The organism is Arthrobacter sp. ES3-54 (genome assembly GCF_029504395.1).
In the GTDB taxonomy this organism is placed as follows: Bacteria; Actinomycetota; Actinomycetes; order Actinomycetales; family Micrococcaceae; genus Arthrobacter.
Map to the genome: position 1 here is coordinate 164,097 of NZ_JAQFIF010000005.1, position 12,853 is coordinate 176,949.

The 12,853-nt window shown below is 68.0% G+C and carries 10 protein-coding genes and 2 tRNA genes; 5 read left to right on the top strand and 7 right to left on the bottom strand.

The features are described 5' to 3' along the window. Window positions 1–134 precede the first annotated feature (134 nt). Entirely contained in the window at window positions 135–1,358 is a 1,224-nt protein-coding gene (locus M2428_RS11485) for a multidrug effflux MFS transporter (RefSeq protein WP_277526092.1), read from the top strand. 287 nt (window positions 1,359–1,645) lie between these two features. Continuing rightward, window positions 1,646–2,053, top strand: a complete 408-nt coding sequence (locus tag M2428_RS11490) for a hypothetical protein (RefSeq protein WP_090576548.1) — start codon at window positions 1,646–1,648, stop codon at window positions 2,051–2,053. A gap of 116 nt (window positions 2,054–2,169) precedes the next feature. Here the strand turns inward: M2428_RS11490 and M2428_RS11495 are convergent. The 7 genes from M2428_RS11495 to M2428_RS11525 all read right to left on the bottom strand — a co-directional run bounded on the left by M2428_RS11495 (window position 2,170) and on the right by M2428_RS11525 (window position 10,040). Next, window positions 2,170–2,242: transfer RNA gene (locus M2428_RS11495), tRNA-Asn, on the bottom strand. 136 nt (window positions 2,243–2,378) lie between these two features. After that, window positions 2,379–2,451: transfer RNA gene (locus M2428_RS11500), tRNA-Asn, on the bottom strand. Between the two features lie 53 nt (window positions 2,452–2,504). After that, window positions 2,505–4,466 (bottom strand): DNA primase, encoded by a 1,962-nt coding sequence (gene dnaG, locus M2428_RS11505; RefSeq protein ID WP_277526093.1) that lies wholly within the window; start codon window positions 4,464–4,466, stop codon window positions 2,505–2,507. A gap of 52 nt (window positions 4,467–4,518) precedes the next feature. Beyond that, complete coding sequence (locus M2428_RS11510; RefSeq protein ID WP_277526094.1) at window positions 4,519–5,808, bottom strand: deoxyguanosinetriphosphate triphosphohydrolase; 1,290 nt, start codon at window positions 5,806–5,808, stop codon at window positions 4,519–4,521. Further along, on the bottom strand, window positions 5,801–6,979 hold the full coding sequence (dusB, locus tag M2428_RS11515) for a tRNA dihydrouridine synthase DusB (protein ID WP_277526095.1): 1,179 nt from the start codon (window positions 6,977–6,979) through the stop codon (window positions 5,801–5,803). The genes M2428_RS11510 and dusB overlap by 8 nt, the downstream gene beginning before the upstream one ends. Before the next feature lie 100 nt (window positions 6,980–7,079). Further along, on the bottom strand, window positions 7,080–8,543 hold the full coding sequence (locus tag M2428_RS11520; protein WP_277526096.1) for a YibE/F family protein: 1,464 nt from the start codon (window positions 8,541–8,543) through the stop codon (window positions 7,080–7,082). Between the two features lie 123 nt (window positions 8,544–8,666). After that, on the bottom strand, window positions 8,667–10,040 hold the full coding sequence (locus M2428_RS11525) for an FAD-binding oxidoreductase (RefSeq protein ID WP_277526097.1): 1,374 nt from the start codon (window positions 10,038–10,040) through the stop codon (window positions 8,667–8,669). Between the two features lie 255 nt (window positions 10,041–10,295). On the opposite strand from M2428_RS11525, the gene M2428_RS11530 reads away from it, so the two are divergent. The 3 genes from M2428_RS11530 (at window position 10,296) to M2428_RS11540 (ending at window position 12,848) form a co-directional block, all read left to right on the top strand. After that, window positions 10,296–11,060: an alpha/beta fold hydrolase gene (locus M2428_RS11530; RefSeq protein WP_277526098.1), complete on the top strand. Its 765-nt coding sequence runs from the start codon at window positions 10,296–10,298 to the stop codon at window positions 11,058–11,060. Next, window positions 11,060–11,872: a DUF1295 domain-containing protein gene (locus M2428_RS11535; protein ID WP_277526099.1), complete on the top strand. Its 813-nt coding sequence runs from the start codon at window positions 11,060–11,062 to the stop codon at window positions 11,870–11,872. The genes M2428_RS11530 and M2428_RS11535 overlap by 1 nt, the downstream gene beginning before the upstream one ends. A 61-nt stretch (window positions 11,873–11,933) precedes the next feature. Then, a complete protein-coding gene (locus tag M2428_RS11540; protein WP_277526100.1) occupies window positions 11,934–12,848 on the top strand; it encodes a lysophospholipid acyltransferase family protein in 915 nt (304 codons plus the stop codon). The last annotated feature ends 5 nt before the right edge of the window (window positions 12,849–12,853 follow it).

Genomic DNA, 12,853 nt, shown 5'->3' on the forward strand with positions numbered 1-12,853 from the left:
GGGTCTGGACAGCTTCGCACAGACCCCGGTGTCAAAACTATCATTTAGGCTCTTGGCAGGCCCTTTCGGGCAAGGTGTGGCGCGCCCGCCCAGCCACCGGCCGGCCGCCCTCGCGGGCCCTAGGATGGACCTCTGTGAGTACAGCCCCCAATCCCGGTGATTCCCCCAGCCGGCGTCGCAAATTCCTCTACATCCTGACGCTCGGCGCCCTGACGGCCCTGGGGCCGTTCACGGTGGATCTTTACCTGCCCGCGTTCCCTGCCCTGGAAGACAGCCTTGGCGTCTCCGAGGCCGCGGTGCAGCTGACGCTCACGGGGACGACCATAGGGTTCGCGCTGGGACAGCTGGTGGTGGGGCCGCTGAGCGACAAGTTCGGCCGGCGGCTGCCCCTGATCCTGGCGACGGCGGTCCACATCACCGCCTCCCTTGGCGCAGCCCAGTCCACGGATATCGCCACGTTGGGCTTCTTCCGTGTCCTCATGGGCATCGGGGCCGCCGGCGGCGGCGTGGTGGCCATGGCCATGGTCCGTGACCTGTTCAGCGGCTACGCCATGGTGCGGATGTTCTCGCGGATGGCCCTGGTCAACGGGCTGGCCCCGATCCTCGCCCCGGTCATCGGCTCCCAGTTGCTGTTGCTCATGCCCTGGCCCGGCATCTTCTTGTTCCTGGCCGCCTACGGGACCTGTGTCATCATCGCGGCCCTGTTCGTGGTCCGGGAGACCCTGCCGCCGGAGCTGCGCGGCAAGACCGGGATGACCGTGCGCCAGCGCTACAAAGTGCTCTTCTCCGACCGGATCTTCGTGGGCCTGCTGCTGGTGGGCGGCATGAACTTCGCGGGCCTCTTCGCCTATCTTTCCGCCTCGCCGTTCCTGTTCCAGAACGTCTACGGCTTCACCCCCCAGCAGTACGGCCTGCTCTTTGGCATCAACTCACTCGGCATCGTGGCAGGCGTGCAGACCAGCGCAAGGCTCATCAGGCGCGTCCCGCCGCAGTGGATCCTGGCCTGTTCCACGGCGTGGATGTTCGTCATGGCCGTTCTGATCGTCGTCTTCGACCAGCTGGGATTCGGGCTGTGGGGCGTCCTGGTGCCGCTGTGGTTCTACATCCTCGGCGCCGGTTTCACCTTCCCCACCGTGCAGGTGCTGGCCCTGGCCAAACACGGCGCCCAGGCCGGAACCGCGGCGTCCCTCCTTGGCGCGGCGACTTTCATGATGGCGGGCTTGGTCTCCCCGGTGGTCGGCTGGCTCGGCGTCGGGTCCGCGACCCCCATGGGCGCCGTCCAGGCCGCCTGCATCCTGTTGGCAGCCGCTGCGCTGTGGCTGGTTGTACGGCCCAGCACGGTGCCCCCGATCCAGTAGGGCCCCGGGCCGATTCTCCCCCGCGGGACATGCCCATTCTTCGCGCCCAGGACTGGGCATGCCCATTCTTCGCGCCCAGGACTGGGCATGCCCATTCTTCCCGGTACCCCCGGAGGGACATGCCCATTCTTCGCGCCCAGGACTGGGCATATTGGCAATATGCCCACGCGCCAGGACCGGCACTGAGCATGTCCCGGCGGCACCGTGAACACGGCGAGCCCTCGCGGCCTGGCCCTTGGCCCACTCGCACCCTGTTCGGCGTCCGCGGCGGGAGATACAGTTATTTCATGCCCCACAGGCAGGACCCCCCGCCCCTTCCGGCCACTTGGCAGCGGTGCGACGCCGGAATCCTGCCCCTGTGGTGGGATCGTCTGTGTAGCCAGACCAGTCCGCAGTCGGCGGCCCTGTACGCCTCCGGCCTGTTCACCGAAGACCGCCGCCGCCCGATAGCCCAGTGGTACAACCCGGCCTATGACTCCGCCCTCCTCGTGGCCCCGGAATCCTCCCCCGAGTGGCCAGTGCAAAGATTCGGCATCTTCTACGCGCCCCCGGGCGGCGGATTCACCCAGGTGCACTCGGCGCCGCATGAATGGCACCCGCGGGAGCCGCGGAAGTCCCCCACGGAGCTGGAGGCCTTCCAGGCCGCGGTGGCCGAGGCCCAGCGCTTCCTGCAGGTGGAAATGTACTTCGTCTGAGTCGGGCCGCTGAAAGCCCGGCGACAACCGCCCGGGCCAGTGAACGGTACGGGTCAAAAAACGGGGCAATAAAAAAGGTCCCGCGGCTGGTTTTCACCGGCCGCGGGACCTGTCCGCTCCTCCTGCTGGACTTGAACCAGCAACCCTTCGATTAACAGTCGAATGCTCTGCCAATTGAGCTAAGGAGGAATGAAGCAGGTACGACATTAGCAAACGTTTTGCCGGTAGGGAAATCGGCCAGGGCGCCAGTGCCGGCCAGCCGCGAAATACCCCCTCCGGGTATAAAAAAGCCCCCGTTCCGGGAACCCGGAACGGGGACTGCGCGCTCCTCCTGCTGGACTTGAACCAGCAACCCTTCGATTAACAGTCGAATGCTCTGCCAATTGAGCTAAGGAGGAATGAAGCGGGTATAAGCCTAGCAAACACCGGCCCGGGAAACGAAATCGGCGGCTCAGGCGTCCGAGCGCAGGGACCGCCGCTGCACCTCAAGTTGCATGAGTTCGCGATTCAGCCGCTGGAATTCTTCGGGATCGGCCGAGGCGTCCAGACGCTGCAACTGGCCCATCTTCTCGGCTTTCACCCGGGTGATCTGGAGCTCGAACAGGCGGGCGAGGATGTCCTTGCAGTAGCGCAGGACACCTTCGGGCGTGTTGGCCGGCAGGGGCACCACTGCGAGTTCGGACACGAGGGGCCGCAGCGGCTCAGGGACCTCCTGCAGCAACTGCTCCACCCAGCGCACCGGGTCCCCGGCAAACCCGAGTCCGGTGGCCCGGATGGCCTCGTGGACGGCGAGATAGGCCGGTGTGGAGAACCGCGCCTCCGAGAAGCGTTGCCACGTCTCACCCTCGAGCATGCCTGGTTCCTGCAGCGCGACCTCGAGCGCCTGGCGCTCCATCGCCGCCACGGGGTCCCGGGGATCAGGCCGGTTGAAGGACGGGAGCACGGCCGACGTCGGCAACGGGGCAACGCCCGGCGCAGTCCCGGCAAAGCCGCGGCCAGACCCGGCAGGCCCCTGCCCCCCGCCCTGCCCATGGCCCTGACTGCCACCCGGCGGGGCCGAGGCCGCCTGCGCGGCACGCTTGGTGGCCGCGCCGACGGCCCGGCTGACTTCCTCGACCGGCATCCCCAGCCAGCCGGCGAGCTCCCGGGCGTAGGCCGGCCGGATGCCGGCGTCGCGGATCTGCGCCACCACGGGCGCGGATTCACGCAGGGCAGCGATCCGGCCCTCGACGGTGTCCAGGTTGTGCCGCTTCAGGGTGGCCCGGATGGCGAACTCGAACAGCGGCCGGCGGCTTCCGATCAAGTCCCGGACGGCGGAGTCGCCCTTGGACTGGCGGAGTTCGCAGGGGTCTGCGCCGCTGGGTTCCACCGCCACGAAAGTTTGCGCGACAAACCGCTGGTCTTCTTCGAAGGCGCGCAGTGCCGCCTTCTGGCCGGCGGCGTCGCCGTCGAAGGTGAAGATGACCTCTCCCCCGCTGCCGTCGTCGGAGAGCAGCCGGCGCGCGATCTTGATGTGCTCGGTGCCGAAGGCGGTGCCGCACGTGGCCACGGCCGTCGGAATGCCGGCCAGGTGGCAGGCCATGACGTCGGTGTAGCCTTCCACCACCACGAGCTGGCGGTCCTTGGCGATGCTGCGCTTGGCGAGGTCGATTCCGTAGAGGACCTGGGACTTCTTGTACAGCGCGGTTTCGGGGGTGTTCAGGTATTTGGGGCCCTGATCGTCCTCATAGAGCTTGCGGGCGCCGAAGCCGATGGTGTCGCCGGCGATGTCCCGGATGGGCCAGATCAGCCGGCCGCGGAAACGGTCGTAGATCCTCTGCTGGTTTCCGGGTCCCCCGGCGGAGAACATGCCGGTCAGCTTGAGTTCCGGGTCGGTGTAGCCGCGGCCGCGGAGGTGTTTGAGCAGCGAGTCCCAGCCCTGCGGCGCGTAGCCCACACCGAACTGTTCCGCCGCCGCACGGTCAAAGCCGCGTTCGTAGAGGAAGTTGCGGCCCTCGGCCGCGCCCGGGGTGATCAGCTGGGCACGGAAGAACTCGTCGGCCACCTTGTGCGCGTCCAGCAGCCGCTGTCGCCGGCCTATGTCCTCCCGGTTGGGCCCGGAGCCGCCGTCCTCGTAACGGAGTTCGAAGCCGATCCGGTGGGCCAGCTTTTCCACGGCCTCGTGGAAGGTGGTGTGGTCCAGTTTTTGGACGAAGGAGATGACGTCGCCGTCCTCGCCGCAGCCAAAGCAGTGGTACCGGCCAACCTGGGGGCGGACCGTGAAGGAGGGTGAGCGCTCGTCGTGGAAGGGGCACAGGCCCTTGTAGGACCCCAGCCCGGCTCCCTTGAGCGTCACGTAGCCATCGACGACTTCCTTGATGTCGGTGCGCTGGCGCACTTCATCGATGTCTTCGCGTTTGATCAGGCCGGCCACAGTGCCATCCTAGTCCCCGGGTACGACGCCGACGGGCCGGCCACGGTGGCGGTCACCACAGCGACGGCAGGCTGCCCACGAGGCGCTCGTACATGGCCAGCGCCGAGCCGTCCGTCAGCGAGGCGACCTGATCGATGACGACGCGCAGCCGCGCGGCGTCGTCCGCGGCGTCGAGCCAGTCGGCCGCAAACATCGGCTCCAGGTGACGGTCCCCGGTGGCGCTGAGCGCTGTAACGAGGGCATGCAGGACCTCGCGCTGGCGCTCATAAATGGGTTGCCGGTGTTCGGTGGTCATCACGAAGGTGGTGGCCAGGCCCTTCATTACCGCAATTTCCATGACGGTCTCATCCGGGACGATCAGCTCCGCGTGGTAGCGGGTCAGGTTCTCCGGGCCGTAGACCGTGCGGGTGGCCTCCAGCGCACTCTGGCAGAAGCGGCCGATGAGCTGGCTGGTCATGTCCTTGAGCGCCGCCATGGCCTTGCGGCTGCCATCGGCCTCGCGCACCCAGACGTCCGTGGCCTCCAGCCGGGCCAATGCGGCGTCGATCGCGGCGGGGTCGTTGTGCGGCAGGTACCACTGCTTGGCGTAGCCGACGACGCGGGCGCGGTGGTCCGGGTTGTCCATCCAGCGGAGCTGGAAGTGGCCCGCGACGATGGCGTCCTCGACGTCGTGCACCGAGTAGGAGATGTCGTCCGCCAGGTCCATGACCTGCGCTTCGAGGCAGGACCGGCGTTCCGGGGCGCCGTCGCGGATCCAGTCGAAAATGGGGAGGTCGTCTTCGTAGGCGCCGAACTTGCTGGTCCGCTCCCCGTGGATGACCGGCGCGTTCACGGCGGACCAGGGGTACTTGGCGGCGGCATCGAGGCTCGCCCGGGTCAGGTTCAGGCCAGCCGGCCGGCCGTCGGTGGCCAGGACCTTTGGCTCCAGCCGGGTCAGCAGCCGCAACGTCTGGGCGTTGCCTTCGAAGCCGCCGATCCCATGGGCCACCTCGTTGAGGGCGGCCTCGCCGTTGTGGCCGAAGGGCGGGTGGCCGAGGTCGTGGCTGAGGCACGCGGTGTCCACGACGTCGGGGTCGCAGCCGAGCGCGCGGCCCAGTTCCCGGCCCACCTGGGCAACTTCGAGGCTGTGGGTGAGCCGGGTCCGGACGAAGTCGTCAGTATCCGGCGCCACCACCTGGGTCTTCGCGCCGAGCCGGCGCAGCGCCGAGGAGTGCAGGACCCTCGCGCGGTCGCGCTCAAAGTCCGACCGGTAGGTGCTCTTGGGCGGCTCTTCGACCCACCGGGCGCAGTCGCGGGAGGTGTAGCCGTCCAGGACGGGGGCGGTGGTCCGGGTCTCAGCCACCGGAGACGTCCAGTTCGGCGAAGGAGATGTCGCGGGTCTGCGCATCGTCCAGGGTCCGGTTCAGCAGCCAATCCTTCGGCAGCGCAGGCTTTTTCGGAGAACCGGCGCGGCCGCGCGGGCCCTCGGCGTCGGCCCCGGGATACGGCGAGTCGAGGTCCAGCTGGTCCAGGGTTCCGCGCAGCACCTCGAGGCTGGTGACGAGTGCCAGCTTGGTCCGCAGTTCGCTGCCGACGACGTAGCCCTTGAAGTACCAGGCAACGTGCTTGCGGATTTCGCGCAGGGCCTTGCCCTCGTCCCCGAACGTCTCGACCATGAGCTCGGCATGCCGGTACACGCTTTCGGCCACCTGGCGCAGATCCGGCCGGTACCGCTGGTCGCTGCCTTCGAACGCGGCCATGAGATCGCCGAACAGCCAGGGCCTGCCCTGGCAGCCGCGGCCGACGACGACGCCGTCCACACCTGTTTCGCGGACCATTCGGACCGCGTCTTCCGCGGACCAGATGTCTCCGTTGCCCAGGACGGGAATGTCCGGCAGGGCCTCGCGCAGCCGGGCAATGGCGGACCAGTCGGCCTGGCCGGAATAGAACTGTGCGGCGGTGCGGCCGTGAAGTGCGACGGCGGCGACGCCGGAATCGCGGGCAATCCGGCCGGCATCGAGGTACGTCAGGTGGTCCTCGTCAATGCCTTTGCGCATCTTGATGGTCAGCGGGACGTTGCCCTTGGAGGCTTCCTTCACCGCGGTCTGGACGATCGAGGTGAAGAGGTCGATCTTCCACGGCAAGGCGGAGCCGCCGCCGCGACGCGTCACCTTGGGCACGGGGCAGCCGAAGTTGAGGTCGATGTGGTCGGCCCGGTCCTCCTCGACGAGCATCCGGACGGCCTGGCCGACGGTCACGGGGTCCACGCCGTAGAGCTGGACGGAGCGGACTTTCTCGTCGTCGTCGTGCGAAATAATGCGAAGCGATTCCGGCGTGCGTTCCACGAGGGCACGGGAAGTGACCATCTCCGCCACATACAGGCCGCCGCCGTATTCACGGCACAGCCTGCGGAAGGCGGAGTTGGTGATACCCGCCATGGGAGCCAGGATCACGGGGGTGTCCACGGTGATCGGGCCCAGCTTCAGGGGCGGGAGTTCCAGCTTGGGGGCGGGAGGCGTTGCTACAACAGTCACCCGACCATTGTCTCAAAGACGGGCAAATCAGCCCGGTCCCGCTCCGGCTATGTGGAAATGCCCGGCTGTGTGGATACTTTCGGGTGCCGCCGGGTCCGCGTCAGCCCCGCAGGGCGGCACGCCGCCCGCGGCGCGTGGCAGGACCGGCACCGGCATCATCTGGCTCGGCCCCGTCCGGCCAGATCCCGTCCGGCGCGACCCGGTCGGACTCGATCCCTGCAGAGCCGCCAGCCTCGGATCCACCCCAGTCAGGCTCGCCCAAGGCAACCCGCTTAACCGAGCTGCCCTTGATTCCGGTGGCCTTGACCACCAGCACGGCGATGAGGGTGGTGACCGGAACGGCGAGGACGAGCCCCACGGAACCGACCAGGGTGCGGATGACTTCCTCGGAGAGTTCGGCGCTGGTGAGGGCGTCACCGAGCGGCCGTTCGTAGAGCATGACCAGGATCAGGACCGGCAGGGCCGCGCCGGCGTAGGCAAACGCAATGGTGTAGACCGTGGAGGCGATGTGGTCCCGGCCGATCCGCATCGCGGACGTAAAGAGCTGCCGCGCGCTGGTCTCGGGGGCGAGCTCCCACAGTTCCCAGACGGCCGACGACTGCGTGATGGTGACGTCGTTCAGCACACCGAGACCGGAAATGATCAGCCCGCACAGGATGATGCCGGAGATTGAGATGTTGTCTGACATGTTGGTGAGGGTGGCGGCGTCGTGGCTGCCCACACCGGCGAGGTTTGCGGCGTCGGTGGCCCAGGCCGCCAGCAGCGCCGTAATGGCGAGGCCGAACATCGTCCCGAGCAGGGCCGTCGACGTGCGGGCGGAGAAGCCGTGGGCGAAGTACAGCACCCCGATCATGATCACCGTGGACCCCACGAGCGCCAGCAGCAGCGGCGGCTTCCCCTCGACCAGCCCGGGCAGCATGAACGAGACAAGCACGACGTAGGCGCCGACCAGTCCGATCAGGGCGCGCAGGCCGCGCCACCGCGCCACCGCGATCACGACGACGGCGTAGAGCACGGCCAGGAAGATGATGGGCAGGGTCCGGACAAAGTCGACGAAGACATAGGCCGGCGCGCCCTGACCGTCGGCTCCCTGCACCTTGGAGAGGTTCAGGTAGCGGATGTCGTCCCCGGGTTTCACGCCGTGGGACTTCGCGATGTCAGGGTTGATGACCACCTTTACCGGGTTGCCGCCCTTGTCCGGCTCGGTGTAGGCGAACGTGCACTGCGAGCCCTCGTTCGGGGGCTGCGGAGTGGTGCCGGAACCGGATGTGCCCTGCTGCGCCGCGGCGTCACCGCCTGCCGGGGCATCCGAACAGCTGCCGACGACGACCCGCTGGATCTTGCCGGTGTCAAAGGTCACGCCCGGGGCCGCCGCATAGGGGCTCGCCAGGGAGATGCCCTCCTTGCTTCCCGACGGCCACATAAAGGCCATGGCCGCCAGGGTCAGCAGCGTCAGCGGGATCAGGACGGCAGCCAGGATCCAGTTGGCCTTCTTCCGCGCCGCGAGCGTTTGGGGCGTCGGCTCCGAATGCGCAGTGTGGGAATGCGAGTGTCCGGCGCCCATCAGCAGTTCAACCTCATGCCGAAAACTTTACGGCGTGGGCGGGGGCTGTCCGGACGGATGACGGGGCACGCCGCGCGTTCGCGGCGCGCCCCGGTGTGCCGGAGTGCCGGCAAGAACGCCAGGTTACGCCGGTGCGATGTTCTGGTTGACGTGGAAGAGGTTCTGGGGATCGTACTTGGCTTTGACGTCCCTCAGTCGCTTGTAGTTCGGCCCGTAATTCTCCGCCACGCGGGACAAGTCATCGCCGTCCATGAAGTTGATGTAGCCACCCGGCGCCGAATAGGGGCGCAGTGCCGCCGCATATTCCTTGACCCAGGCGATGTTCGCCTCGTTGTCCGCGGGATCTTGCCACATGCCTGCGACCACAGGCGCGAACTTCACGTTCCGATTGGCGAACGCAGTTTCGCTTGCGCCCACGCGATGCACTGCCCCGTCAACGGGGTACAGGTGTACAGCGGTTTGTACGCTGGGGACCTTGCTGCCGTGTTCGATGTGCGCGGCGATGGCGCCGTCGTTGAGCTCCGCCAGGTAGTCGGCCTTCCAGTAGCCTTGCAGCCCTTTGGCAACCAACGGGTCGAAGGCCTGGTTCAGGGCCGGGTAGGGCATCGGCCCCACCATGGAACCCGCCACGGGAGCGACGTCGAGGAAGGGCTTCCAGCGGCTGGGACCTTCGGCCTGATCGCCCGTCCACATGCCGACTACCACGATCACTGGTTTGCCGTGCCATTCGTCGGGCAGGAATGGCACAGGCGGCCCTTGGGCGAATGCAAGGAACGCTCCAAACTCCTCCGGCGCTGAATCCATATGATCCCGATAGAACTTCGCCACTGTGTCCGCATGCTCCATCGGATAGATGATGATCCCTGCGTGGACCATATCCACCGGATGCAGCCGGTATTCCAGGGACGTCACCACACCGAAGTTTCCTCCGCCGCCCCGTAGGGCCCAGAACAGATCCTCGTTCTGGCTTTCACTGGCGGTCAGGAAGTTTCCGTCCGCCGTTACGACGTCGGCGGAGAGCAGGTTGTCACAGCTGAGTCCATACTTCCGCGACAGGTAGCCAATGCCGCCGCCCAAAGTCAGCCCGGCGACGCCCGTGGATCCGACAACGCCCCCAGGAGTCGCCAGCCCGAAGGCATGGGTGGCGTGGTTGAAGTCGGCCCACGTTGCCCCGGCCTCCGTGCGCGCCGTCTGGGCTGCTGGATCGACCCGGACCCCGGTGGTGTTGACGAAGTCGATGACCAGGGCGTCATCCCAGGTGCCGAACCCGGGAACGCTATGGCCTCCACCGCGGATGGCAAGATCCAGGGAGTTGTCCCGGGCGAAGTTGACGCAGGCGATGACGTCCGCAACTTGGGATACGCGGACCACCGCTGCCGGCCTCTTGTCGATCATGCCGTTATGCACTGCCCGCGCCGCGTCAAAGTCGGCGTCGCCGGGCGTGATGATCTGCCCGCGGACTTGCTCGCGCAGGCTATCGAACTTTGTTCCGTTCATTTTCTGTACCGTCGATTTCGTCGTGAGCTTCGACCCGGACAGTTTTCTGCGCTCCCAGCCGGCGTGGCGCCCGGAGGTTTACTTGCACATGCCTACTCTTCCCGCATTCCCCCGTCAAGGGTCCACTGCTGGCCGCACCCATCACCGGAGGCGCCGGCTCCGAATCACACTAGGCACCACCTGCCTTGACGGGCGGAGGCTGCAACCTAGGGTTGGTTATTGAGGGACGAAGGACGGAAGGACACACGCGTGGCCATGCGTAAACTAGACGACCGCGAGCCGGGAGCGGGCCGTTCCGGGCCCGCAGCCAAGGCTGTGCTGAGAATCGCCGAGGCCGCCGGGGAGACCCGCGCAGTCGCCTTGATCCTGCACGGCGGGCGGGCCGACAGCTACGACGCAGTCAGCGGGAGGCACCTGAGCCCGGCCCGGATGCGGCCCTTCGCCCGGGCGCTCCACAGGCAGGGCGGCCGACACGGGCTGGCCGTCTGGACCCTGCGCAACCGGTACCGTGGCTGGAACGGGGAGGACATGTCCCCCGTTCACGATGCCCGCTGGGCGCTCGCCCAGATCAGCCAGGAACATCCCGGCGTGCCGGTGTACCTGCTGGGCCACTCCATGGGCGGTCTCACGGCACTGTGCGTGGCCGACGACGCGCAGGTCGAGGCCGTCGTCGCGCTCGCCCCGTGGATTAATCACAAAACCCCGGTTGAACCCGTCGCGGGCCGCCGGGTGCTGATTGTCCACGGTGCCGAGGATCACTGGACAAGTCCCGCCAACTCGCTCGCCTACGCCAGGCGCGCCGAGGGCGTCGCGGAATCCGTGGACTACGTTTCGCTCAAGAGTGCCGGTCATTTCATGCTGACCCGGGTGGGTCTGTGGAACTCCCTCGCCAACGGCTTTATCCTGGACACCTTCGGCGAGGCCACGGGAGCTGACGTCTCTGGATCCACGGACGCACTACGCAGCGTCCTGCGCGGCGCCCTGCCGGCGGCCGGAACACGCCTGCCGGTGGTGTTGTGATGCCGCCGTTCCCGCTTGATGCTTTCCTTGCCAGCCTGCCGTGGGTCATCGCGGGACTCGTGGTCCTGCTGGCGGTTACCTTCGTGGTTGCCGTGCGGCAGAACCGGCACTCCGTTATCGACACCGTCTGGGGCCTCGGCTTCGTCGTGGTGGCCGGCGTCTCTTGGGTACTCTCCTCCGGATACGGCGACGCCGGACGGCGGCTGCTGCTGCTTGTCCTCGTCGCGGTCTGGGGCATCCGCCTCGCCGTCCACATCGGGCTCCGTGCACGCGGCGGCCACGAGGACCCGCGCTATGTGGACATGCTCTCCGCAGCACCCGGATCACGCAACGTCTACGCCCTGCGGCGGGTCTACCTGCCCCAGGGGGTGGTGATGTTCTTCGTCTCGCTCACCATCCAGGTCGGCATGTTCGCCACCGGAAGCCTGGGCTGGCTCGCGTTCGCCGGCGTCCTGCTCTGGATCGTTGGCTTCGTGTTCGAGACGGTCGGCGACTGGCAGCTGACGCAGTTCAAGGCCGATCCCGCCAAGCGCGGCACCGTCCTCAACACTGGGCTGTGGCGCTACACCCGCCACCCCAACTACTTCGGCGACGCCGCCGTCTGGGCAGGGCTCTTCCTCGTGGCCGCCGATTCCTGGCCGGGCGTGCTGACCATCCTCTCCCCCGCCCTGATGATCTGGACCCTTGCCGGTAAGACAGGCAAGCCCCTGACGGAAAAGGCAATGTCTGCACGGCCCGGCTACAAGGAATACATCGAATCCACCTCCGGCTTCCTGCCCCTGCCGCCCCGGCGGCGGGTGGGCAGGCACTGACATGCGAGACCCGGGACAGGCCCGGCCTCCCCTGGGCTGGCGGCCGGTGAGGTGGAGGTTGATGCGCTGGCGGCCGGAACCCAACGACCGCTTCTACCGTTTCACTGTCCGCACCGGGCTGGTGCTGCGCTGGCTGTTCCGGATCCGCGTCCTCATCACAGGCCGGGAGCACTTGCCCCAGCCCGGGCCACTCAGTGCGTCCCGCGGTGCGGCCGCCCGCGGTGTTGCCGCCCGCGGTGTTGCCGCCCGCGGTGCTGCCAGCCGCGGCGCTGCCGCTAGCGGCCCGTCGCGGCCGGTGGTGCCCGGCGGGGGTGCCGTGGTGGCGATTACGCACTTCGGCTACCTCGACTTTGCCTTTGCCGAGATGCTGCTGTGGTGGCACAACCGGGCCCAGCTGCGCTTCCTCGTCACGCAGGGAGCCGCCGACCACTGGCTGGCCGGGCCCGCGGTCAGCGCAGCCGGGCATGTCGTGGTGGGGTATGGCTCGGGAGCCCACGCCTACGACGCCGCGGTCGCCCGGCTCAGGGAGGGCGAGTACATCGGAGTCCTGCCCGAGGCCGGCGTGAGCCGCAGCTTCACGGTGCGCGAATGCAAGACCGGTGCGGTGCGGATGGCCGCCGAGGCCCGCGTGCCGATCATCCCGGTCTCCATCTGGGGCGCCCACCGACTGATGACCCGCCACCATGCCTTCTCGCCGCGGCGCGCCTGGCGAGCCCCGGTCCGCATCCACGTGGGCGCCCCGATCCTTCCGGGCTCCCTCCCGGGCCCGGCCGAGGACGCCCGGCAGGCCACCGCGCGCCTGGCCACGACGCTCCAGGAGGGGATCGACACCGGCATCGCCGACTTCCCCCTGCAGCCCGCGCCCGGTGCCTGGTGGATGCCGGCCGGTCTCGGCGGCAGCGCCGCGACGGAGGAGGAACGACGCCGGCTGGACAAGGCCGACGGTCCGCGGCGCGCAGGTGCGCGGCGCCGATAAGCCCG